Here is a 22,134-nt window from a genome sequence, read left to right on the forward strand (position 1 = left end):
ATAGCACCGTAGACTCCGGCGCCCCACCCATCGCAAAGGGTCATCCCTCGCGACGAGGCGCCTCCCGCCCGGAAACGGCACCGGTGGTCGCGACGGTCCGCGTGGCCGACCCTCGCCTACGACCTGGAGCGTCCGTAGGACCGCGCCGGACGGCTCCGGGGCGGGAAAGCCGGACGGCCCGGCGTGTGGGTGGGACGCCGGGCCGTCGTCGTCGGAGTTCGTGACCCCCGAGTGCGGGGCCGGAGCGCCCCGGTGACCCTGCTCAGCTCTTGGCGAGCAGGGAGCGCAGGACGTACTGCATGATGCCGCCGTGGCGGTAGTAGTCGGCCTCGCCGGGCGTGTCGATACGGACGACGGCCTGGAACTCCTTGCCGTCGGCCGTCACCGTCACGGTCGCCGGGATGGTGCCCGCGTTCAGTTCCTCGACGCCGGTGATGTCGAACGTCTTCTCGCCCGTCAGCCCGAGCGACGCCGCGCTGTGGCCCTCGGGGAACTGCAGCGGCAGCACGCCCATGCCGATGAGGTTCGAGCGGTGGATCCGCTCGTAGGACTCGGCGATGACGGCGCGGACGCCGAGCAGCGCGGTGCCCTTGGCCGCCCAGTCGCGGGAGGAGCCGGAGCCGTACTCCTTGCCCGCGAGCACGACCAGCGGGGTCCCGGCCGCCTGGTAGTTCACCGAGGCGTCGTAGATCGTGGAGACGGGGCCGCCGTCCTGGGTGAAGTCGCGGGTGAAGCCGCCCTCGGTGCCCGGCGCGATCTGGTTGCGCAGGCGGATGTTGGCGAACGTGCCGCGGATCATGACCTCGTGGTTGCCGCGGCGCGAGCCGTAGGAGTTGAAGTCCTTGAACTCGACGCCGTTCTCCCTGAGGTAGCGACCGGCGGGCGAGTCGGACTTGATGGAACCGGCCGGCGAGATGTGGTCGGTCGTCACCGAGTCGCCGAGCAGGGCGAGCACGCGCGCGCCCGCGATGTCGGTGACCGGCTCGGGCTCGCTCGGCATTCCGTCGAAGTACGGCGCCTTGCGGACGTAGGTGGAGGACGGGTCCCACTCGAAGGTGTCGCCGGTCGGGATCGGCAGCGAGCGCCAGGTCTCGTCGCCGGTGAAGACGTCCGCGTAGTCGCGCTTGAACATGTCCTCGCCGATCGAGGAGTTGACGACCGCGCTGACCTCCTCCGGGGAGGGCCAGATGTCCTTGAGGTACACCGGCTCGCCGTCGGCGCCCGTGCCGAGCGGCTCGGTGTTCAGGTCGAGGTCCATCGTGCCGGCCAGGGCGTAGGCGACGACGAGCGGCGGCGAGGCCAGGTAGTTCATCTTGACGTCGGGGTTGATCCGGCCCTCGAAGTTGCGGTTGCCGGACAGGACGGCGGTGACGGCGAGGTCGCCGGACTGGACGGCCTCGGAGATCTCCTCCGGCAGCGGGCCGGAATTGCCGATGCAGGTGGTGCAGCCGTACCCGACGAGGTTGAAGCCCAGCTTGTCGAGGTAGGGCGTGAGGCCCGCGCGCTCGAAGTAGCCGGTGACGACCTGCGAGCCGGGGGCCAGCGAGGTCTTCACCCACGGCTTGCGGGTCAGCCCCTTGTCCACGGCGTTCCTGGCGAGCAGGGCGGCGCCGATCATGACGTAGGGGTTGGAGGTGTTGGTGCAGGACGTGATCGCGGCGATCACGACGGCGCCGTGGTCGATCTCGAAGGACGTGCCGTCGGCGAGCGTGACCGGCGTCGGGTTGTGCGGGCGCGCGCCGTCGGCGCGGAAGTTGGACGCGGGCGCGTCGGAGGCGGGGAACGACTCCTCGCCCTCCTCGTCCACGCCGTCGGCGTCCGGCACGAAGACCCGCACGTCGCGGCGCCAGGTCTCCTTGGCGGCGTCCAGCGCGATGCGGTCCTGCGGGCGCTTGGGCCCGGCGATGGACGGCACGACGGTGGACAGGTCCAGCTCGATGTACTCGGAGAAGTCCGGCTCGCGGGACGGGTCGTGCCACAGGCCCTGGGCCTTGGCGTACGCCTCGACCAGCGCGACCTGCTCGTCCGGGCGGCCGGTGAGCTTGAGGTACTTCACGGTCTCGTCGTCGATCGGGAAGATCGCGCAGGTGGAGCCGAACTCGGGGCTCATGTTGCCGATCGTGGCCCGGTTGGCCAGCGGGACGGCCGCGACGCCCTCGCCGTAGAACTCGACGAACTTGCCGACCACGCCGTGGCGGCGGAGCATCTCGGTGATGCGCAGGACCAGGTCGGTGGCGGTCGCGCCCGGCGGGAGCTCGCCGGTGAGCTTGAAGCCGACCACGCGCGGGATCAGCATGGAGATCGGCTGGCCGAGCATGGCGGCCTCGGCCTCGATGCCGCCGACGCCCCAGCCGAGCACGCCGACGCCGTTCTCCATCGTGGTGTGGGAGTCGGTGCCGACGCAGGTGTCGGGGTAGGCCTTGCCGTCGCGGGTCATCACGACCCGGGCGAGGTGCTCGATGTTGACCTGGTGGACGATGCCGGTGCCCGGCGGGACGACCTTGAACTCGTCGAAGGCGGTCTGGCCCCAGCGCAGGAACTGGTAGCGCTCGCGGTTGCGCTCGTACTCGCGCTCCACGTTGCGCTGGAAGGAGTCGGGGCCGCCGAAGAAGTCGACGATGACGGAGTGGTCGATGACCATCTCGGCGGGGGCGAGCGGGTTGATCCTCGCCGGGTCGCCGCCGAGGTCGCGCACGGCCTCGCGCATCGTGGCGAGGTCGACCACGCAGGGCACGCCGGTGAAGTCCTGCATGATCACGCGGGCCGGGGTGAACTGGATCTCCACGCTGGGGGCGGCCTTCGGGTCCCACTGGCCGAGCGCGCGGATGTGCTCGCCGGTGATGTTCGCGCCGTCCTCGGTGCGGAGCAGGTTCTCCAGGAGGATCTTCAAGCTGTACGGGAGGCGCGCCGACCCCTCGACGGCGTCCAGCCGGTAGATCTCGTAGGCCGCGTCACCGACGCGAAGTGTGTCACGGGCACCGAAGCTGTTCGCGGACACAGGGACTCGCCTCCTTGTTCCAACTCATCGCCACTGATGGTGGGTCGCACACGTAATGCCGGGTTCGCCCCATAGATCCTGCCGCACCGGCGGAGTAACCACCGCAGTTAGGTGGACCTAACCTCGCACGCGCGAAGGATGTCTCGATATCAAGATATCTGGTCATGTATCTCGACATCAAGTTAACAGTGAGTAGCCTACCGCCGCGTCGCGCGCCTCACGTGGCGACCGGTATGAGCCGGGCGGCGAACAGGCCGATCACGACCACCGACAGGACGGGCCCGAGGATCTTCACCTCGAACGCCCGGCCGGTCTTGATGCCGATCTTCCACGGCAGGAGCCATCGGTGCTGGAGCGGCCACAGCACCGGGCACCCGCGCTCGGTGAGGCAGTCCCCCACCACGTGCGCCAGGCAGCCGATCGCGACGGCGAAGCCGAGCCAGAGGTAGTCCACCCCGCGCGACTGCAACAGGATGAACGCCCCCGCGGTGATCGCGATGTTCACCAGGGCCGAGACGACGGTCTTGCCGGGGATGCCGATGCCGATGGCGCGGACGGCCAGGCCGATCATGAGGATGACGACGATGTCGCGGCCGACGGGATAACGGTCGGCGAGGAAATATGCCCCGAAACCGGCGGCGACGGCGAACGCCAGGGAATGGGTCGCGTGGCGGTGGCCGCCGCTGACCCAGTTGACCACCTTGCTGAGCACCCACGTCACCGGGCCGAAGGTCTGAGCGATCGTCGCGTGCGGATGGTCCAGGTCCGGGAGCATCGCGCCCCCGGCGCAGACGAGCGTTCCCGCGATCAGCTCGCCCGGCGACAGCACGCCCGCGACCATGGGGGCGAGGTCGGCGGCGGGACCTCCGAGCGCGGGAAGGGCGGTGAGCGCCGGCGCGAGGAGTAACCAGGCGGCAGCCCCGCTCAGCGCGTGCGTATGCCCCATCATGCGTAGATCACGTTCGGGCACCTTACGGCAAAATCCCGGTCATATCCGGGAAGCGTGCCCCCAACGGCCCGGCGTGTCGCTTGCCCCGGAGATAGGTGACCCTGACCGGGACCGGAAGGTCACTCGGCAGTAGGGGCGGCGACGGGAAGAGGCCGGAAATAGACAGACGGGACCGTTCCGCTCCAAGAGCACCCCCCAGCCCTCTCAAAGCAGAACGGACCCGTCGATAGGTGGTAACGCTCGAATCTCAGGACCTGTTCCCGGATTTTCGTGAGCTGCGTCACTATTTTTTGGCACGTTCCGCCGTACGGTGACGGAAGGTTCGCATCCGATCACCCTGTGCGGCAAAGCGCAGGTAGAGCCTTCCGGCGACCACCGCGCCCACCTCCCCGCACGCAGGTCCCACGACGGACGACTCCCCGATATCTCGGGTATGAGGTTGTTCTAAGAACAGTATCGATATATCGTTGAGCCATCGAGAGCGGTCGACGGTCGATCGCCACGTCAGGGGGAAGACGATGACACACGCACATGCGATGAGAGGGCCCTGGCCCGACCCGCGAGAGATCAGGGACGCGGCGATGACCGCGTTCGGCTCCGTGGCCTCGGGCTGGCACCAGGGGCACCAGCACCACCAACACGGCCCGCAGGGGCCCGGCGACGAGCACGAGGGCCGGGAGCGCCGCCACCGGGGGCGCCGCGGGCCGGGCCCCTTCCCGTGGGACTTCGGGCGCGGCCCCTTCGGCGGGCCCGGGTTCCCGTTCGGACGCGGCGGGCCGTTCGGCCGGGGACCGCGCAAAGCGAAGCGCGGCGACGTCCGGGCCGCGATCCTCGCGCTGCTGAGCGAGGAGCCCCGCAACGGCTACCAGATCATCCAGGAGATCGCCGAGCGCAGCCAGGGCGGCTGGAAGCCCAGCCCGGGCGCCGTGTACCCGGCCCTGCAGCAGCTCACCGACGAGGGCCTGGTGCGCTCCGAGGAGACCGAGGGCCGCAAGACGTTCCAGCTCACCGACGCGGGCCGTGAGTACGTGACACAGCACCCCGACGAGGTGCGCGCGCCGTGGGAGGACATGACGCCCGAGGTCGACGACACGGTCTACGAGCTTTTCGACCTGTCCCGGCAGGCCGCCTCGGCGCTCTTCCAGATAGCGCAGACTGGGAGCGAGAACCAGATCGGGCAGGCCAAGCAGATCCTGGCCCAGACCCGGCGCAAGCTCTACCAGATTCTGGCCGACGGCGACACCTCGGAGGAGTGACCCCCGATGACCTCGCGGGACGATCTGCGGATCGGTGACGCGGAGCGCGACGAGGTGATGACCGTCCTGCGCGAGCACTTCGCGCAGGGCCGTCTCACCCACGAAGAGCTGGACGAACGACTCGACACCGTCCTCGCCGCCCGCACGGCCGGCGAGCTGCGCCGGGTGACGGCCGACCTTCCCGGCCCCGCCGCGCCTCGCCGGGCGGACGGCGGGCGGCCCGGCTGGGCGCCCGCGTGGGGACCCGCGCTGCACGCCGATCCCGCGCCGTGGGGCCGCGCGTCCGGCCCTCCCTGGGGGCCTCACCCCGGCGACCTGGCCTGGCGGCACGCCATGCGCGCGGCCCGCTACGAGCGGTACCGCGCGCACCGCCGGCACGGCAGGCCGCCGGTGTTCCTGTTCATCCTGGCGATCGTGGTGATCGCCTCGCTGGTCTCCGGCTCGCTGTGGCCGGTGTTCGGCGTCCTGAAGGTGCTGTTCCTGCTGTGGCTGGTGTTCGCCGTGCTCGGCCTGGCGCACCGCCGCCTCCGTCACCACCACCCCCGCGCCGGCCGCCGTTTCTGAGCCGCCGCCGGGCCCCATAAGCCGACCTGTAAGCCGACCTGTAAGCCGATCCGCGAGCCGATCTTCCGGCCGGACGGGCCGCGTGCCCGTCCGGCCTTTCGCATGCGCGCCGACCTGCGCGGACGCCCCCCGAGCGGTTGCGCGCCGTAGCCGCGCGAGTGCCCGCCGTCCCGAATTGGGCCTTGACGCTCCAAGTCAGCCGATTCATGATCTGCCTTGTCTTGAAGACCGTTGTCATTCCCGGGTTTGGCTGTGAACACGCCCGGGCATGGTGGCGCCTGTTCTCCCCGTACCCCACGCCAAAGCTCCGCGGCCGGCACTCCGTGGAGCGCCGTACCGACGACGAGGAGCAGCCGATGGTCCCGATGACCCGCGTTGATCGCCGTGATCTCAAGGTGGTCGAGGTCGCCGAGGTGTTCGAGCGGGTACGCACGGCGGACGCGGCGGTCCTTCCACCGGAGGTGTACGGCCCGGAGTTCCGCGCGGCCTACGAGAGCGCCGAAGGCGTGGTCTGGAAGCTGGAACGCGCCCAGCACTTCTACGAGCCCTACGAGCCGAGCTGGGTCGCCATGACGGAAGGCGACTGGGAACGTTCCCTGCGGCTCGTCGGCGAGATGCGCGCGGGGTTCCCCGCCGAGTACGACGGCTACGCCGAGTTCCGCCGCGCCCGCGTCGTCGAGTGGCCCCTCACGCCCTACATGCAGTGGGAGCTGCACGTCCTCGCTGCGCGCGCCGACGCCGGCGAGCGGTCCCGCGTGGTGCCCGCCTCGGCCGTGCGCCCGTTCGAACGTTCCCGGCCGCTGCCCGAGTTGCTGATCTTCGAGTCCGGACTGATGTACGAGGTGCTGTACGACGGGGCGGGCGCCCACCTCGGGGGGCGGCGCATCACCGACCCCGAGGTGATCGACCCCTGCCTCGCGGCGCTGACCGCCCTGTACGACCAGGGCGAGGAACTACGGGCGTACGTCCACCGCGAGGTCGGCCCGCTGTCCGCGCCCGCCCGGACGCCCTGACCGCGCCTTCCGGCGGGCCCCGTGGGGTCAGAGCCGCGGGTCGACGGGCTCGGACTCCAGGGCGAGCACGGCGAAGACCGGCTCGTGGACGCGCCACAGCGGCTCGCCCTCGGCCAGCCGCGCCAGCGACTCCAGGCCGAGGGCGTGCTCGCGCAGCGCCATTGACCGCTTCTTGCCGAGGAAGCGCGAGCGCAGCGCGTCGATGCTCTCGGTGTAGTCCGGGCCGTAGATGATGCGCAGGTACTCGCGCCCGCGCACCTTGACCCCCGGCTGGACGCGGCCGGGGCCCGGGTGGACCGGCTTGACGACCATGCCCTCCCCGCCGGCGCCGGTGAGCGCGGTCCACCACGCGGTCGCCTCGGCCCGCGACTCCTCGGAGTCCAGGGACACGAAGACGTGCCGCGTCGGGGTGATGACGTCGGATTCCAGGCGGGCCAGCGTCTCCAGGTGCCAGGAGTGCGGCTCCAGCGCCGCCGTCGCCCGTCCCTCCACCGCGAGGATCTGGAACGGCGCCAGCCGGATGCCGTCCAGCCCCGACACCGGCCCGCAGTACCGCGCGTAGGCGTCCCGGAACAGGGTGGCGTTGGACGCGCGGCGGCGGGTGCGGGCGAGGGGGCCCTCCACGTCCAGGCCGCGCCCGGCCGCGGCCTCCAGCAGCGCCACCGCCTCGGGCAGGGACGCGCGGGCCGCCGCGCCCACCGAGGCGTACTGCTCGCGGATCAGCCCCTCGGCCTTGGCCGACCAGGGCAGCAGCTCGCAGTCCAGGACGATCCACTCGGTGCCCAGGCTCCCCCAGAGCCCGGCGTCCGAGACGGCCTCCCTCAGGCGCGCCACGAGCCGCTCGGTCAGCGCCGGATCGTCGAAGAACGGCCGCCCGGTGCGGGTGTGGACGGTCCCACAGCTGCCGTCGGCGACGCCGAAGCGCGCCGCGGCGGCCTCGGGCGTGCGCGCGAGCACGGCGATGGCCCGCGAGCCCATGTGCTTCTCCTCGCACACGACCTCGGTGACGCCGAAGGAGGCGAACTCCTCGAACGCCTCGGCCGGGTGCTCCAGGTAGCCGTCGAGCGGGGAGGTGGCGGGCGGGGCCATGGTCGGCGGCAGGTAGACCAGCCAGCGCGGGTCGACCGCGAACCTGCTCATGATCTCCAGCGCCGCGGCCGCGTTCTCCTCGCGGATCTTGACCTTCCCGCCGGTGCGCGTCTCGACGTACCGGGTGCCGTTCACGTCGCCGATGTCCAGGACGCCGGGGTCGCGCGCGGTGGACCCGGCGAGCGGGCGCGCGGGCTCGTACCAGACCCGCTCGGCGGGCACCGACACCAGCTCGCGGCTCGGGTACCGCAGCGCGGTGAGCCTGCCGCCGAACACGCACCCGGTGTCCACGCACAGCGTGTTGTTGACCCACTCCGGATCCGGGATCGGCGTGTGACCGTAGACGACCATCGCCCGGCCCCGGTAGTCGTTGGCCCACGGGTAACGGACGGGCAGGCCGTACTCGTCGGTCTCCCCCGTCGTGTCGCCGTACAGCGCGAAGGACCGCACGCGGCCCGACGCGCGGCCGTGGTAGGCCTCCTTCAGTCCTGCGTGCGCGACCACCAGCTTGCCGTCGTCGAGCTGGTAGTGGCTGATCAGCCCGTCCATGAACGTCCTGGCGGCCTCGCGGAAGTCCTCCGGCTCGGCGGCGAACTGCTCCAGCGACCGCTCCAGGCCGTGCGTGACCGACACCTTGCGCCCGTTGAGCGCGCGGACGAGCTTGTTCTCGTGGTTGCCGGACACGCACAGCGCCGTCCCGGCCGCCACCATGCCCATGACCAGGCGCAGCACGCCGGGCGAGTCGGGTCCCCGGTCGACGAGGTCGCCCACGAACACGGCCGTCCTGCCCTCGGGGTGCGCGGCCCCGACCGGACGCCCGGCGTCGTCGCGGCGCAACTCCCAGCCGAGGGCGACGAGAAGGGACTCCAGCTCGGCGCGGCAGCCGTGTACGTCGCCGATGACGTCGAACGGGCCGGTCAGCTCACGCCGGTCGGTCCACGCCTTCTCGAAGGTGATCGTGGCGGCGTCGATCGCCTCCTCGCCCCTGAGCACGTGGACCCGGCGGAAGCCGTCCCTGGAGATCTTCGACAGCGAACGGCGCAGGTCCTTGCGCTGCCGGACGATCACGTGCGCGCCGAAGTCGCGGTCGGGGCGCAGGGCGTTGCGGGCGATCGCGACGTCCTCGGGGACGTCGAGCACGATCGCGTCCACGAGCACGTCGTGGCTCCTGGCCAGCTCGACCAGCTTCTTGCGCGCCTCCCACTGGACGTTGGTCGCGTCCACGACGGTGAGCAGGCCGCGCCGCAGCCGGGTGCCGACGATGTAGTGCAGCACGTCGAAGGCGTCCGGCGTCGCGGCCTGGTCGTTCTCGTCGTCGGCGACCAGGCCCCGGCAGAAGTCCGACGAGATCACCTGGGTCGGCAGGAAGTGCTTGCGGGCGAACGTCGACTTGCCGCTGCCCGACACGCCCACCAGGACCACCAGCGACAGCGCCGGCACGCCGATCTCAGTCACGGCCTCTGTCACGGACTCGGCCACGGACTCTGTCACGGCCTCACTCACGGCCTCAGTCACGGCTGAACACCCCCATCTGGGTCGGCGGGCCCACCTCGGGGTCCTCCTCGCCGACCGGCCGGTACTCCACGCGGTATCCGTACTCCCCGCCGACCCGCTCCGCCCAGGCGGCGAACTCGGCGCGGGTCCACTCGAAGCGGTGGTCGGGGTGGCGCATGCCGTCGAGGAACTCGTACCGGACGTTGTACTCGCTGTTCGGCGTCGTCACGATCACCACGCCGGGGCGGGCCGTGCCGAACACGACCCGTTCGAGGGCCGGCAGGCGCGGCGGGTCGACGTGCTCGACGACCTCCATCAGCACGGCGGCGTCGTACCCGGAGAAGCGGTCGTCGGTGTAGGTCAGGGCACCCTGGAACAGGGTCAGGCGCTCGCGGCGGGAATCGGGCATGCGGTCGAGCTTGAGGCGGCGCGCCGCCAGGGCCAGCGCCCGCGCCGAGACGTCCACTCCGGCGACCTTGGCGAAGGCGGGGTTCTTCAGCAGCTCGCCGACCAACCGGCCGGACCCGCATCCGAGGTCGATCACCGAGCGCGCATGCGTCTCGGCCAGCACGGCGAGCACGGCCTCGCCGCGCAGGTGGTTGAGCGGCCGCTTGGCGGCATCCCCGGCGTCCCCGGCCTCCTCGCTGTCCCCGGCGTCCGCGCCTTCCAGAGGACCCTCGGCGGTCTCGGCGTCGGCCTCGCCCGGTTCGGGAAGGCCCCGCGCGGACGGCTCGGCGGGCTCCTCCTCGACGGGCGGCTCCAGGTCCTCCTCGACGTCGTCGCCCAGCTCGGCCAGGCGGGCGAACGCGGCGCCGGTCAGCGCCCTGCGGCGGCCGAGGTAGCGGCGGGTGATGCGCCCGCGCTCGGGATGGGACGCCAGCCAGCCCTCCCCCGCGCGGATCAGCTTGTCGACCTCGTCGGGCGCGATCCAGTAGTGCTTGGCGTCGTCCAGCACCGGCAGCAGGACGTACAGGTGGTTCAGCGCGTCGGCCAGCCGCACCGACCCGGTCAGCGCCAGGCGCACGTACCGGGAATCGCCCCAGGCCGGGAACCCCTCGTCCAGGGGGATGGGGGCCGCCTCGACGTTCCAGCCGAGCGGCTCGAACAGCAGGCGCGCCAGGTCGGCGCCGCCCCGGCAGGGCAGCGCGGGGATCGCGATCGACAGGTCGATCGGGCCGGCCGCGAGCTCGGGCCTGGCCTTGCAGATGCCGGCGCGGGCGGTCCTGAAGACGTCCGCGAGCGCGACGGCGAGCATGGACGACGCGGCGTAGGGCCGGTCGTTGACGTATTGCCCGAGGCTGAAGTCGGGCGGCGCCGAGGACGTCCGCGAGCGCACCAGCCGCACCGCGTCGACCTCGATCATGAGCGCGGCCGTGCAGAGCTCGGCGGTCGCCTCTGGGTAGAAGACCCGGGCGACGCCGAAGGACTGGGCGAACTCCTGGACCCGGTCGGGGTGTTTGTGCAGCAGGAAACCGAGATCGGTGGCCGGCCGCGTGGTCGTCGAGATGGCGAGCAGCACGCTGCCCGATTGTTCCCTATCGACGATCACACCGGCCACCGGATTCGGCGATCACACCGGCCACCCGATTCGGCGAGCCCCCTCGCCCGGCCCCCGGCCGGTGGACCTCAGACGTGCGGCAGGATCTCGGCGGCGATCAGCTCCAGGTGGTCGAGGTCGGACAGGTCGAGGACCTGCAGGTAGAGCCGCTCGGCCCCGGCCTTGGCGAACTCGCCGATCTTGTCGAGCACCTCCTGCGGTGTGCCGGCGAGGCCGTTGTGCCGCAGCTCCGGCACCTCGCGGCCGATCGCGGCGGCGCGGCGGGCCAGTTCGGCCTCGTCTGCGCCGACGCAGACGACCTGCGCGGCCGAGTACACGATCGGCCCGCGCCCGGCCGCCTCGCACGCCTGGCGGACCCGGGCGAAGGCGGCGGCGGTGTCGTCCAGGACGTTGAACGGCACGTTGTACTCGTCGGCGAACTTCGCGGCGATGCGCGGGGTCCGCTTGGCGCCGGTGCCGCCGATGATCATCGGGGGCCGGGGGTGCTGCGCGGGCTTGGGCAGGGCCGGGGAGTCGGCGAGCCGGTAGTAGGCCCCCTCGAAGGAGAAGGTCTCGCCCGGCGGGGTCGTCCACAGGCCGGTGATGACCTCAAGCTGCTCCTCGAAGCGGGCGAACCGCTCTCCGAGCGGCGGGAAGGGGATCCCGTACGCCTTGTGCTCGGCGTCGAACCAGCCGGTACCGAAGCCGAACTCGACCCGCCCACCGCTCATCTGGTCCACCTGCGCGACGCTGATCGCGAGCGGGCCGGGCAGGCGGAAGGTGGCGGCCGAGACGAGCGTGCCGAGGCGGATCGTCCGCGTCTCGCGGGCGAGCGCGCCGAGCGTCACCCAGGAGTCGGTCGGCCCCAGGCCGGGGTCGCCGCCCATGTTGAGGTAGTGGTCGGAGCGGAAGAAGGCGTCGAACCCGAGACGCTCGGCGGCCTGGGCCACGCGGAGCTGGTCCTCGTAGGTGGCGCCCTGCTGGGGTTCGGTGAAGATCCTCAATCTCATGGGGCCATTATCTCGACATCGCCGGACACGACTCGGGGGTGGCGTAGGGGTTCGTACGGACCGGCATGGCGGGTAAGAAAACGCCCATGGGGGGACTTCCTGCCTATACCCCGATGCTCGCCCAGGTCGGCCCGCTGCCCGCGCCCGACGTGGACCAGGCGTGGGGCCACGAGATGAAGTGGGACGGCGTGCGCGCCCTGGCGTACGTCCAGAACGGGGCGCTCACCCTCATCTCGCGCAACGGCAAGGACGTCACCACGGCCTACCCCGAGCTCTACGCGCTGGCGGGCGCGGTGGGCGGGCGGGACGTCGTGCTGGACGGGGAGATCGTCGCCTTCGACGAGGCCGGGCGGCCGAGCTTCTCGGCGTTGCAGCCCCGGATGCACCAGCGCGACCCGGCGCGGGTCCGCCACCTGGTGCGGGCGGTCCCGGTGACCTACATGCTGTTCGACGTCCTGCACGTCGGCGACGAACCCGTGATCGCCCTGCCGTACGTCGAGCGCCGGGCGCTGCTGGAGGACATCGTGACGCCGGGCGCGCGCTGGCAGGTGCCCGCCTGGTTCCGCGACGACGGCGCGCACGCGCTGAGCCTGAGCAGGCGGCTCGGCATGGAGGGCGTCGTCTCCAAGCGGCTGCTCTCCCCGTACCGGCCGGGACGGCGGTCGCCGGAGTGGACCAAGGTGAAGAACTTCCGCGCGCAGGAGGTCGTCATCGGCGGCTGGACCCCCGGCAAGGGCCGCCGCTCCACCACCATCGGATCGCTGCTGCTCGGCGTCAACGAGGGCGACCGGCTGGTGTACGCGGGCAACGTCGGCACCGGGTTCACCGAGGAGGCCCTGCGCGAGTTGCTGGCGATCCTCGCCCCGCTCGCCCGGGACACCTCCCCCTTCGCGGACGAGATGCCCCGCGAGCAGGCCAGAGACGCACGCTGGGTGGAGCCGGTGCTGGTGGGAGAGGTGCAGTACGCCGAGTGGACGCCCGACCGCCGCCTGCGCCACCCGTCCTGGCGCGGGCTGCGCGACGACAAGGCGCCCGAGCGGGTCATCCGCGAGGACCCCGGCCCGCCGCAGCTCGCCGGGTGACCCCTCACCGGCCGCCCGGGCTGGAGGATCAGCCACCGCGTGGCCGGCCGAGCGTGCGGCCTGATCACTCCTTGATGTGTTTCATGGTGAGATGGGAGTCGACCCGGGAGACCGCGGGCAGGGGCAGGATCTGCCGGCTGAGGAACTCCTCGTAGGCGATCGGGTCGGCGACCGCCACCCGGATGTAGTAGTCCGGGCGGCCGAACATGCGCCGGAACTCCACGACCTCCTCCAGCGCCGCGACCCGGGATTCGAAGTCCTCCACGGTCTGCAGGTCGTTGACCGCTATCTCCACCGAGATGACCACTTCCATGGGACGGCCCAGGGCCGCCGGGGAGATCTGCGCTCGGTACCCGGCGATCACGCCGGCGTCCTCCAGGCGCTTGACCCGGCGCAGGCAGGGCGGAGGTGTCAGCCCCACCCGGCCGGCCAGCTCCACGTTCGACAACCGACCGTCCCGAGCCAAGTGAAACAGTATTTCACGATCAATATCGTCAAGCCTCATAATATTACTCATAAGCGCTGCTCCAGACAGTTTTTGGAACCATATTATGCGCTATACGCACTAAAATTGCGCTCATGATGGCAATACGAGCGCGGGGCTGGTCACGGGATTTCGCGGCGGCGGCGGCCGACACCGCCTCGGTGGGGCTCAGCCTGTTCCCCCTCGGGATCAGCTTCGGCGTTCTGGTGGTGCACACCGGGCTGAGCTGGTGGTGGGCCACGGTGTTCACCGCCGTGGTCTACGCCGGGTCGCTGGAGTTCCTGCTGCTCGGCTTGGTCGCCTCGGTGACACCGCTGGGGCAGATCGCGGTGACGGCGCTGATGGTGAACCTCCGGCACGTCTTCTACGCCCTGTCCTTCCCGCTGTCGCAGGTCCGGCCGCTCGGCCGCGTCTACGCCACCTTCGCGCTCACCGACGAGGCCTACGCCCTGACCAGCGGGGAACACGCCCGCTCCTGGAGCGGCGCCCGCATTCTGTGGATGCAGGTGCTGTGCCAGGGCTACTGGGTCGCCGGAGCCACGCTCGGCGCGCTCGCCGGCTCGCTGATCCCGCTCACCCTGCACGGCCTGGACTTCGCCCTGACCGCCCTGTTCGTGGTCCTGACGATCGACGCCTGGCACGCCCGGCGGGACCTGCCCGCTCCCTTGCTGGCCGCGGCGAGCTTCGCCGTCGCCGCGCTCCTGACCCCCGGGCAGGTGCTGCCGGCCGCGATGGCCCTGTTCACCGCGGCGCTGCTGATCCGCTACGCCGTGGGCCGCCACACCGCCTCCCGCGCGTCCGACGATCGCGCCCGACCCGTGCCCTCCGTGCCCGCCGCGGCCGGGGAAAGGTGAGAACCGTGCCCAGCCCGCTCTACCTGGCCGCCGCCGTAGCCGTCAGCGCCGCCGTCACCTGGGGTCTGCGCGCCCTGCCCTTCGCCGCCTTGACTCCGCTGCGCCGCTCGGCCGTCCTGGGCTATCTCGCCCTGCAGATGCCCACCGGCATCATGATGATCCTCGCTCTGTACACCCTGCGCGAGGTCCGCCCCACCTGGTCGGCCGTCGTCCCCGCCGTGGTGGCCCTGGCCACCGCGATCGGGCTGCACCTGAGAACCCGCAACGCCGTGATCAGCGTCCTGAGCGCGACCACCGTGCACGTGATCCTCTCGACCCTCTGGCAGACCTGACGACCCCATCGCGAGCCGGTCACTGAGAACGAGCTACCCCTATTCAGAGACATTGGGAGTTCGCCGACCGGATGGCCCCGGGCGTCCGGCTGATGTCCGAGGCGGGGCTGTGGCAGGCCTCGCACCCGTATCTCAGTGTCTTCCTGCCCGCAGGCCGGCGCGCGTCGCGGCCCTGCTGAACGACAACCGCCGCATCCACGACCTCCCGCGCCGGGGGCTTTGACGCCTGCATGACGTCATGGATAGGCATGCCCCGATTGTTTTGACGCCACGATGGCGTCATAGTGGCGTCATGGACCTTGCGCCGTATGTCGATCGCCTACGCCGCGACCTCGCGATCGCCGCCGGGGTGGGTGGCGAGGAAGCTCGCGCGCTGGCCGAGCGCCTGACCGCCACGCTCGAGTCGGCCACCCGGCTCGCGCTGCTGGAGGCGCTGTCCGCCGCCGCGGACGAGATCACCCGCGACCTCGCGCCGGGCTCGGTCGAGGTGCGCCTGCGCGGCCGCGACCCCGCCTTCGTCGTGACGCCACCGCCGACCGGCCGACCGTACGAGGAGGACGGCGAGACCGGGCGGGCCGAGAGACCCCCCTCCCCGCCGCCCCCGGACACCGACGAGGGCAGGACGTCCCGGATCTCTCTCCGGGTCCCCGAGCACCTCAAACCGCACATCGAGGAGGCGGCCGCCCGGGACGGGCTGTCAGTCAACGCCTGGCTGGTCCGCGCCGTCTCCGCCGCGCTCGACTCCGGCGACGGCGCCCGCCGCCCCGCCGGGCGCGCGACTCAGCAGACCGGCAGGCACTACAGCGGCTGGGTGCGCTGATGACCACGCCGACCCATGAAAAGGGGACCGCGATGCCGGCCTTCGACACTCCCGAACCCATCCTCGCCATCATCGACATGGCGACCGCCACCATCCGGATCAACGCGAGCGATCGCGCTGACACCGTCGTCGAGATCCGCCCGACCGACGAGCACAGCGACGCCGACGTGCGCGCCGCCGAGAACACCCAGGTCGACTACGCCGACGGCAGGCTCCTGGTGCGGACGGCCAAGGACCGCGCCGCGCCGACGTCCGGCTGGGGCCTCTCGCTCGACAGGCTCGTGGAGGCGCCCGCGAACTGGGCGCGTTCGCTGCTGCCCGGCTGGGGCGGCTCGGTCGACGTGACGATCGATCTGCCGGCGGGTTCCCGCCTCGAGGCCAAGACTGCGGCGGGCCTGCGCTGCCGTGGGCCGCTCGGCGAGGTGGCGTTCACCACCTCCTACGGCGACATCCGGGTCGAGCAGGCCGGCAGGCTGCGGCTGAAGACCACCTACGGCGACATCACCGTCGACCGCGCGGCCGGGCACGCCGAGGTCACCACGACGGACGGCGACATCCGGATCGGCGAGATCGACGGCTCCGCGGTGGTCAAGACCTCCCACGGCGACTCCCGCCTCGGCGAGGTGACCGGCGAGCTGCGGCTGAACACCGCCTACGGCGACATCACCGTCGACCGCGCCCTGGCCGGCGTCGCCGCCAAGACCGCGTACGGCAGCGTCCGGATCCGCGAGGTGGTGTCCGGCTCGGTCGTCCTGGAGACCACCGGCGGCGGGCTGGAGCTCGGGATCCGTGAGGGCACCGCCGCCTGGCTGGACCTGAGCTCGAAGTACGGCACCGTGGACGTCTCCCTGGACCCCAGCGACGGCCCCGGCCGGTCCGAGGAGGTCATCGAGGTGCGGGCCCACACGACCTACGGCGACATCGACATCCACCGTTCCTGACGACCCCTGAGAACAAGGAGACTCCCATGCCAGACGCGATCGTGGCCGAGGGCTTGGTCAAGAAGTACGGCGACGTGGTGGCCCTCGACGGGATGGATCTGACCGTTCCCGAGGGGACGGTGTTCGGGCTGCTCGGCCCGAACGGCGCCGGCAAGCCGACCGTCAATCTATGACCCCTAAATGAGCAAGCTTCCTGGTCCTCATGGGTAACCCCGGTCTGCCTTCCGTCTGCCGTCGCCCACCCCTGGGGGAGCGGGCCACGGGCATGGGGCCAAGGTGGAGCCCCCCACTGGAGGAACGACCTTGGCCCCATGCCCGTGGTCTGCTCGGCTTGTCCTGGGCGACGGCAGACGGGAAGGGCTCCACCCCAGCCACGAAACTCCCGCGCGCTGTGGATCCGCGCCACCCCGGAGCCGGAGCCCCCGCCGGAGGCATTTGTTCAGTCGCGCTGTGCGCCTTCCGGCCATATGACACGGACCCTGATTCCGCGACTGCGCGCTTCGGCCACTACGTCGGCCGTCCCTCCGTAGCCGCGTGCGGGTTGGCCGTCCCAGACGGCATACAGTTCATCCGCAAGATCTAGCATGAGCTTGCTGGCTTCCATGTGGGACTCAGAAGTCGATTCCACGAAGTTCAACCGGTGAGCCGTGCGAGCTTTCTTCATCAGTGCGTCGTACTCGGCGTGAGCTTCAGCGGGCAGGCCTTCGCGGTACTTCTGGGCGGGAACGACGACTTCGAGGGCTCCCCTCCTATCGACTACTGCTCGGGCGAAGATCTGATCAGCTCCGTCGGCCAGGCAGGACACTCCGGTGACGTCGGAGCGTTCGGTAAGTGCATGGACGATGGCGTCTTCAACAAGCTTGGATGTTGCGGCGCCGAGTCCGCGATGACCTGAGATGGCTATGTGAACCATGATCCTCTCTTACAGCAGGGTCGCACGAAGGCGATCATCGAAGGCGCGGACATGACTGGTGAGAGGGCCGGTGTAGTCACGTCGGAAGCGTCGGGCACGTTGGATGACGCGTTCTGAGCGGTGTGCGACTCCAACCTTCAGGGCTTCTTCGGCAAGGTGCAACGCCTCGTCGTACTCCCGTGCGATGCATCGTGCCGTGGCTATCTCGGTCATCAGGACGGCACGTTGCTTGATCGCGGGCTGTGCCGTTGCCAGTGATTCGGCAAATGCCGATACCGCTTCCTGGTGGCGGCCGAGACGCACCATGACCAGGGCGCGGTATCCGGCCAGTTTTGGTTGATCGAAGGGGAACACCCAGGGCCATGGTGGAACGCTGGCGCGTTCGCTGGCCTGTACGGCCTGTTCGGCTTCGTGGAGTGCTGCTGAGGCGCTGGAGGGGGCGTGAGCGGCGGCATGCCCCAGGGCTTCGATGCTGGAGAGCCAGGCATTGGCGATCGGGGGTGGATGGTCTCCGAGTCTTCTCCGGGCATCCGCTAGTAGCGCTAGACCCACGTGGGAGTCCTCGCCTTCGATCTCGAAGGATGCCAGGCTGCCTATCATGTATGCCGCCAGCAAGTCGTGATCAGCTTTGACCGCTGCATCGATGGCAAGGCGGTAGTAGGTGCGGGCGGTGCCGGTGTCGTGCATGTCGGCGTGAAGCCATGCGGCGAATCCAGCGGCTTCGCTGACGGCTGCGCAAACCTCGTCGGCGAACGGTGATTGCCCGGTGCGGGCAAGGGTTCGCTTCGCCATGTCCACGTGCGCGACGGCTGCCTGTGCGAGTTCGCGTGATGGGGTCGTGGCTTCGAGTCGTCGTTGTGCGCCAGTGATCGTCATGAGGTTGGCGGCGGTGCTGCCATCGACTGCGGCGGGGCGGGAAACCGACGTAACGCCGATGGCCGCGAGTACAAGGCTCTTGCTGAAATCTCGTCGTTTCGTTTGATCGTCATCTCCCCGAGAACCCAACTGGATCATGTGAAGCGGGATGTCCAGTCGGTCCGATATTTCCATTACCTGATCCACGGTGAGCGGTTGCTTACCCCTAAGTGGATCGTCTTCCTTGATCTGAGCACGTGCGGTCGCGCTATATAAGTCGTATTCGTTGTCGGTGAGCAGGGCGTGCGCACTGGTCTGGTAAATACGCGCCATTATTTCAAGGTTGTAAGGAGTTGGCCGGCGCCCCCCTGTTGGCCAGACTTCAAATTGGTAGATTCGGCCCTTGGCCATGGTCGGCTCGCCGGGATCGATTTCGTTCCAGCGGTCGGCCACTTCCTCATGTGTGAGGTTGTGTGCCCAGCGATAGGCGCGGCGGGGGGTGCTGTCAGGGTAGTCGGCCATCCAGACCTGGGCAATCTGATCCCAGGTGAAACCGCGCTGTCGGAGCTGACTTGTGCGTTCTGCGCGCTGCCGCCGGGTTGGTCCTGGGTTCTGGCTCATGGGTGGCCCTGCCCGTGGGGTCAAGTGGTGTGGTGACGGAAGTTGCCGTCTCTGACTGTACGCGTTCCCGAAGTGGGCAAGACCGTTGACTTTCGGAGGTCCCGCGCCCTGTTGGTCCTGTTCAAGCCCGGTAGTCGCATGGTAACCAATGCGGTGGCCGTTTTCGGGCTCGATCCCCGAGATGCTTTGACTGCCGGTGGTGCGATGGGCAGGAGGGAGAGGCTGGGTCGCACTGCACGTGACCAGGTGCGTGACCGGCAGGTCCAGTAATGACGGGACCCGCAGGCGCTGACACGCCGTACGGGTCCCTGAACCGCACATCGGAGGTGCGATCTATGGGTGATCCTAGGACATTGGAGGTATGTCGCAAGTCGGTCATTGCGGGACGACTGTTAGGAGTCGTGCAATTGCCCGCAAATCCGGAGAGTGTTGCTTTGGCGCGCGGCTTCGTGCGGCGGAAGCTCGGAGCTGATCATCCGGTGGTGGATGAGGCGGTGCTACTGGTGTCGGAGCTTTTCTCGAATTCGGTCGTATATTCGGATTCCCGGCACGGTGGAGTCGTCATGGTCGCGCTCGCTGATTGCTGGGAGTTCATCCACATAGATGTTGTGGATGCGGGAGGAAGCTCCTTCCCGCACATCAAGCGGGAAACTACCACCGAGCTGGAAAGTGTGGCCGAGGGTGGGCGCGGACTCTCGCTCGTTGACCAACTATCCGCCAGATGGGGCATTGTCAACGATGCCGAAGGGCGGACGGTGTGGTTCGAGTTGATGTATCGGCGGGCCGATGTGGTCAACGAGAGTGATGCGATTCAGGCGACGGCTAGGCGAGCTGCTTGCACGGTCGCGGAGAGCCTGGCATTAGAGGAGGCGTCGCATCCTCTCAAGCCTGACGGTCAGATGCGCTGGTTGGGGCGGTTCTAGTTTCATGGGGACGAATAGGTGGAGGCGTCATGCTCTGCGCCTCGCCGGGTTCTCGGAGGTTCGAGTCCTCCCGTCCTCGCGCAGTCCTCGGACTGCCTGCTATCGCGGTCCATTGTTTGTACTGCGCCAAAGGGCCGCGTAGGTATCGGGGATCTCGGGGAATGTGGTGCCTAGTGCGTGTGGCCTCTTCTGGGGGCGCCGGGAAATGGAGCCGCCTATCTGTGCGTAGTGGATGACATGGTCAATGATGTGTTCACCTGTGGTGGTCCCCGGCCGCCTGTTGCCGGGGACTATCCATTTAACGCACTCGGAAGGTTGATGAGGAAAAGTGGTTATCACAGGAGAGATCAAGTATTTCTGTGCGAACAACAGCCATCACAACTGCGCGGGAAAAACCTGTACGTGCCCGTGTCACACGTCCCAGAACGGCAGTGGCCCTGCGGCGGACGGGGACGTCCGAGTTCTTGAGGCGCTGATGATGGTCTGCGCTTAAAGATCACGACGCCGGGCTTCTCATAGGGAGTAGTCCGGCGTCGCCGTGCGTAGGAGATGCTTGGGCAGAGCGGAGTCCCAAGCGGGCGGTAATAGCCCCCCATGAACTGGGTGGCGGCGCGGTGACTACTCCGACCCGTGCCGTCGCCCGCCCCCTGGAACTGGCATGCAGGGGACACACTGTGAGTCGATTTTCGTTTGCGATAAATATCATCACTGGTGTCCCTTTTCGGGCTCCGGCTTATTGCTTGAAGGTCTACCGGTCTCCGCTTAACGGAGCTACGATGGCCGAGCAAGTTCCAACGAAAGATGATCGGCAAAGGGAAGGACAGTCAGTCAATGGGCAAGCACGATGGCGACAAGCCAGAAGACAAGCCGGTGCCTAAGCCAAAGCCGAACTCCGATGGAGCTCGCCCCGACGACCCCGGCAAGCATGAGAAGCCAGGGAAGAAGTGAGCGTTGATCGGCGCATCTCCGCTCTCGCTGATCAACTGACGGGCCTGGATGACAGGTGGCGGGGTGTGTTTCACGCTGTGCCCCGTCACCTGTTCATTCCTGACAGGGCGTGGTGCGATTCTGATGACGGCCCCGGCTATCTCATTGACCGGAGTGCCGATCCTGAGGTGTGGATGGACGCCGTTTATTCCAACGCGGCGATTATCACGCAGCTAGACGAGGGCGCGACCGAGATAGTGGAGGGGAAGGGCGACTACACCTCTTCGTCGTCCGCGCCGAGTGTCGTAGCGGCGGCCTTGGAATTGCTCGATCCCTACGACGGCGATGAGGTCTTGGAGATCGGCACGGGCACGGGCTGGACGGCGGGATTACTGGCGCATCGTCTCGGGGACGAGAATGTGACCAGTATCGAGATCGATCAGGCCGTATTCACCTTGGCTGCCGAGAACCTGAAAAGGTCCGGACATGTGCCCCGGTTGGTTCACGGGGACGGGGCTGTGGGGTGGGCCGATGGCGCGCCATACGACCGGGTACACGTCACCTGTGGTGTCTCTGAGGTGCCGTACTCGTGGGTGAGTCAAGCCCGTCCCGGTGGGGTGATCGTGATCCCCTGGACGCCTCGCTGGGAAGGCGGCTACCTGACCATGCTCACCGTGGTCGGAGACGGTACGGCAGTAGGGAGGTTCTCCGGGGGCGTCGGCTTCATGCTGCTACGGTCGCAGCGGTGGGATCTTCCCCAGCTTGAGGGCGACTACCGGAGGTCGTCTACTTACCTCGATCCGCGCCGGGTGGTGCGTTCCTCGACCGGTGCCGATATCGCTGTGGCGGGACTGCTGCCGGATGTGTCCGGTACACATGCAGACCAGGAGGGCGGCGAATTCCACCTGTCTCTATGGTCGGAGGAGTCTGACGCTCAGGTGCACTACGCGCCCGATTACAAGGGCGTGGCAGTCCTACAGCGGGGACCCCGCAATCTGTGGGATGAGGTGGAGGCCGCCTATCTGCGGTGGGTCTCCTGGGGCGCGCCATCCAAAGAACGGTTCGGGATGACGGTTACGCGTGAAGGTCAATACGTCTGGCTCGACTCTCCGGACAACGCAATCAAGTAGGTGGAGCGCGCCGGTTGCTCTGCGCAATGGATCGGCCTCTGGGAGGGCCCTCGGCTGGAAGTCCGGTCGGGGGCCTTCCTGGTGTTAGTGCCCGTGCGGGGCGCTGGGATCGAGTACTGGGCACTGTGGGAGCGTCTGGCAGAGACGAACTTGCGCGGGGAGAGTTTCGGCAGTGTACGGCTCCATGTGCTCGGGCCATGAACGGTAGCGGTGGGGCCGGCGAAATGGCCGTAGGCCACCCGTAGGGCGACCGTGATTGCGCCACGAGGCGCGGGTGTTGCGGATGGAGGTGAAAGACCGTCCATCGCCTTGCCGTCGTAGCGGCAGGGTGAAGCTGGAGGC

The 22,134-nt window shown here is 69.2% G+C and carries 19 protein-coding genes and 1 pseudogene; 12 read left to right on the forward strand and 8 right to left on the reverse strand.

The genetic code is table 11. The features are described from left to right. Positions 1-262 precede the first annotated feature (262 nt). Positions 263-2,998 (reverse strand): aconitate hydratase AcnA, encoded by a 2,736-nt coding sequence (acnA, locus tag AB0M95_RS16155; protein ID WP_363764504.1) that lies wholly within the window; start codon positions 2,996-2,998, stop codon positions 263-265. A 217-nt stretch (positions 2,999-3,215) separates the two neighbouring features. Then, positions 3,216-3,947, reverse strand: coding sequence for a metal-dependent hydrolase (locus AB0M95_RS16160; protein ID WP_363764507.1), 732 nt, complete (start codon positions 3,945-3,947; stop codon positions 3,216-3,218). A gap of 518 nt (positions 3,948-4,465) precedes the next feature. On the opposite strand from AB0M95_RS16160, the gene AB0M95_RS16165 reads away from it, so the two are divergent. From AB0M95_RS16165 to AB0M95_RS16175, 3 genes are all read left to right on the forward strand, one after another. Then, a complete protein-coding gene (locus tag AB0M95_RS16165; protein ID WP_363764510.1) occupies positions 4,466-5,203 on the forward strand; it encodes a PadR family transcriptional regulator in 738 nt (245 codons plus the stop codon). A 6-nt stretch (positions 5,204-5,209) separates the two neighbouring features. Further along, a complete protein-coding gene (locus AB0M95_RS16170) occupies positions 5,210-5,767 on the forward strand; it encodes a DUF1707 domain-containing protein (RefSeq protein WP_363764513.1) in 558 nt (185 codons plus the stop codon). Between the two features lie 356 nt (positions 5,768-6,123). Beyond that, a complete protein-coding gene (locus AB0M95_RS16175) occupies positions 6,124-6,780 on the forward strand; it encodes a DUF6879 family protein (protein ID WP_363764516.1) in 657 nt (218 codons plus the stop codon). A 27-nt stretch (positions 6,781-6,807) separates the two neighbouring features. Here the strand turns inward: AB0M95_RS16175 and AB0M95_RS16180 are convergent, their stop codons facing one another. The 3 genes from AB0M95_RS16180 to AB0M95_RS16190 form a co-directional block, all read right to left on the reverse strand. Beyond that, the gene (locus AB0M95_RS16180) at positions 6,808-9,324 is read right to left on the reverse strand and encodes a polynucleotide kinase-phosphatase (protein WP_363764573.1); all 2,517 of its coding nucleotides are present in this window, start codon (positions 9,322-9,324) and stop codon (positions 6,808-6,810) included. Between the two features lie 52 nt (positions 9,325-9,376). Continuing rightward, positions 9,377-10,882, reverse strand: coding sequence for a 3' terminal RNA ribose 2'-O-methyltransferase Hen1 (locus AB0M95_RS16185; RefSeq protein ID WP_363764575.1), 1,506 nt, complete (start codon positions 10,880-10,882; stop codon positions 9,377-9,379). Between the two features lie 107 nt (positions 10,883-10,989). Then, positions 10,990-11,910 carry an LLM class F420-dependent oxidoreductase gene (locus AB0M95_RS16190; RefSeq protein WP_363764519.1) on the reverse strand — a complete coding sequence of 307 codons (921 nt, stop codon included), beginning with the start codon at positions 11,908-11,910 and terminating at the stop codon, positions 10,990-10,992. Positions 11,911-11,996: 86 nt separating this feature from the next. Here AB0M95_RS16190 and ligD point away from each other — a divergent pair, with 86 nt between their 5' ends. After that, positions 11,997-12,992, forward strand: a complete 996-nt coding sequence (gene ligD, locus AB0M95_RS16195; RefSeq protein WP_363764522.1) for a non-homologous end-joining DNA ligase — start codon at positions 11,997-11,999, stop codon at positions 12,990-12,992. Between the two features lie 64 nt (positions 12,993-13,056). Here ligD and AB0M95_RS16200 read toward each other — a convergent pair whose 3' ends face one another. Next, positions 13,057-13,509 (reverse strand): Lrp/AsnC family transcriptional regulator, encoded by a 453-nt coding sequence (locus tag AB0M95_RS16200; protein ID WP_363764525.1) that lies wholly within the window; start codon positions 13,507-13,509, stop codon positions 13,057-13,059. A gap of 62 nt (positions 13,510-13,571) precedes the next feature. Between AB0M95_RS16200 and AB0M95_RS16205 the strand changes: the two genes are divergently transcribed. From AB0M95_RS16205 to AB0M95_RS16225, 5 genes and pseudogenes are all read left to right on the forward strand, one after another. Continuing rightward, the gene (locus tag AB0M95_RS16205) at positions 13,572-14,330 is read left to right on the forward strand and encodes an AzlC family ABC transporter permease (RefSeq protein ID WP_363764528.1); all 759 of its coding nucleotides are present in this window, start codon (positions 13,572-13,574) and stop codon (positions 14,328-14,330) included. A 5-nt stretch (positions 14,331-14,335) separates the two neighbouring features. Then, positions 14,336-14,662, forward strand: a complete 327-nt coding sequence (locus AB0M95_RS16210; RefSeq protein WP_363764531.1) for an AzlD domain-containing protein — start codon at positions 14,336-14,338, stop codon at positions 14,660-14,662. A 292-nt stretch (positions 14,663-14,954) separates the two neighbouring features. After that, complete coding sequence (locus tag AB0M95_RS16215; RefSeq protein ID WP_363764534.1) at positions 14,955-15,482, forward strand: hypothetical protein; 528 nt, start codon at positions 14,955-14,957, stop codon at positions 15,480-15,482. Continuing rightward, positions 15,482-16,423 carry a DUF4097 family beta strand repeat-containing protein gene (locus AB0M95_RS16220; protein WP_363764536.1) on the forward strand — a complete coding sequence of 314 codons (942 nt, stop codon included), beginning with the start codon at positions 15,482-15,484 and terminating at the stop codon, positions 16,421-16,423. Before AB0M95_RS16215 ends, AB0M95_RS16220 begins: the two co-directional genes overlap by 1 nt. Before the next feature lie 26 nt (positions 16,424-16,449). After that, a pseudogene (locus tag AB0M95_RS16225) lies at positions 16,450-16,584 on the forward strand (daunorubicin/doxorubicin resistance ABC transporter ATP-binding protein DrrA); the annotation flags it as partial. A gap of 278 nt (positions 16,585-16,862) precedes the next feature. Here AB0M95_RS16225 and AB0M95_RS16230 read toward each other — a convergent pair. Together AB0M95_RS16230 and AB0M95_RS16235 are read right to left on the reverse strand one after the other, a co-directional pair. Next, positions 16,863-17,336, reverse strand: coding sequence for a hypothetical protein (locus AB0M95_RS16230; RefSeq protein WP_363764539.1), 474 nt, complete (start codon positions 17,334-17,336; stop codon positions 16,863-16,865). Positions 17,337-17,345: 9 nt separating this feature from the next. Then, the gene (locus AB0M95_RS16235) at positions 17,346-18,812 is read right to left on the reverse strand and encodes a tetratricopeptide repeat protein (protein WP_363764542.1); all 1,467 of its coding nucleotides are present in this window, start codon (positions 18,810-18,812) and stop codon (positions 17,346-17,348) included. Positions 18,813-19,213: 401 nt separating this feature from the next. On the opposite strand from AB0M95_RS16235, the gene AB0M95_RS16240 reads away from it, so the two are divergent. The 3 genes from AB0M95_RS16240 (at position 19,214) to AB0M95_RS16250 (ending at position 21,792) form a co-directional block, all read left to right on the forward strand. After that, positions 19,214-19,735: an ATP-binding protein gene (locus AB0M95_RS16240; RefSeq protein ID WP_363764544.1), complete on the forward strand. Its 522-nt coding sequence runs from the start codon at positions 19,214-19,216 to the stop codon at positions 19,733-19,735. An 801-nt stretch (positions 19,736-20,536) separates the two neighbouring features. Then, entirely contained in the window at positions 20,537-20,683 is a 147-nt protein-coding gene (locus AB0M95_RS16245; RefSeq protein WP_363764547.1) for a hypothetical protein, read from the forward strand. Beyond that, complete coding sequence (locus AB0M95_RS16250; RefSeq protein WP_363764550.1) at positions 20,680-21,792, forward strand: methyltransferase domain-containing protein; 1,113 nt, start codon at positions 20,680-20,682, stop codon at positions 21,790-21,792. Before AB0M95_RS16245 ends, AB0M95_RS16250 begins: the two co-directional genes overlap by 4 nt. Positions 21,793-22,134 lie beyond the last annotated feature (342 nt).

This window comes from Sphaerisporangium sp. NPDC051017 (genome assembly GCF_040683095.1).
Lineage (GTDB): Bacteria > Actinomycetota > Actinomycetes > Streptosporangiales > Streptosporangiaceae > Sphaerisporangium.

Coding starts and splice junctions, on each gene's coding strand:
- AB0M95_RS16215 (WP_363764534.1), top strand. CDS start 14,955: ATGGACCTTGCGCCGTATGTCGATCGCCTACGCCGCGACCTCGCGATC.
- ligD (WP_363764522.1), top strand. CDS start 11,997: ATGGGGGGACTTCCTGCCTATACCCCGATGCTCGCCCAGGTCGGCCCG.
- AB0M95_RS16160 (WP_363764507.1), bottom strand. CDS start 3,947: ATGATGGGGCATACGCACGCGCTGAGCGGGGCTGCCGCCTGGTTACTC.
- AB0M95_RS16205 (WP_363764528.1), top strand. CDS start 13,572: ATGATGGCAATACGAGCGCGGGGCTGGTCACGGGATTTCGCGGCGGCG.
- AB0M95_RS16200 (WP_363764525.1), bottom strand. CDS start 13,509: ATGAGTAATATTATGAGGCTTGACGATATTGATCGTGAAATACTGTTT.
- AB0M95_RS16235 (WP_363764542.1), bottom strand. CDS start 18,812: ATGAGCCAGAACCCAGGACCAACCCGGCGGCAGCGCGCAGAACGCACA.
- AB0M95_RS16190 (WP_363764519.1), bottom strand. CDS start 11,910: ATGAGATTGAGGATCTTCACCGAACCCCAGCAGGGCGCCACCTACGAG.
- AB0M95_RS16170 (WP_363764513.1), top strand. CDS start 5,210: ATGACCTCGCGGGACGATCTGCGGATCGGTGACGCGGAGCGCGACGAG.
- AB0M95_RS16165 (WP_363764510.1), top strand. CDS start 4,466: ATGACACACGCACATGCGATGAGAGGGCCCTGGCCCGACCCGCGAGAG.
- AB0M95_RS16230 (WP_363764539.1), bottom strand. CDS start 17,336: ATGGTTCACATAGCCATCTCAGGTCATCGCGGACTCGGCGCCGCAACA.
- AB0M95_RS16245 (WP_363764547.1), top strand. CDS start 20,537: ATGATCGGCAAAGGGAAGGACAGTCAGTCAATGGGCAAGCACGATGGC.
- AB0M95_RS16220 (WP_363764536.1), top strand. CDS start 15,482: ATGACCACGCCGACCCATGAAAAGGGGACCGCGATGCCGGCCTTCGAC.
- AB0M95_RS16175 (WP_363764516.1), top strand. CDS start 6,124: ATGGTCCCGATGACCCGCGTTGATCGCCGTGATCTCAAGGTGGTCGAG.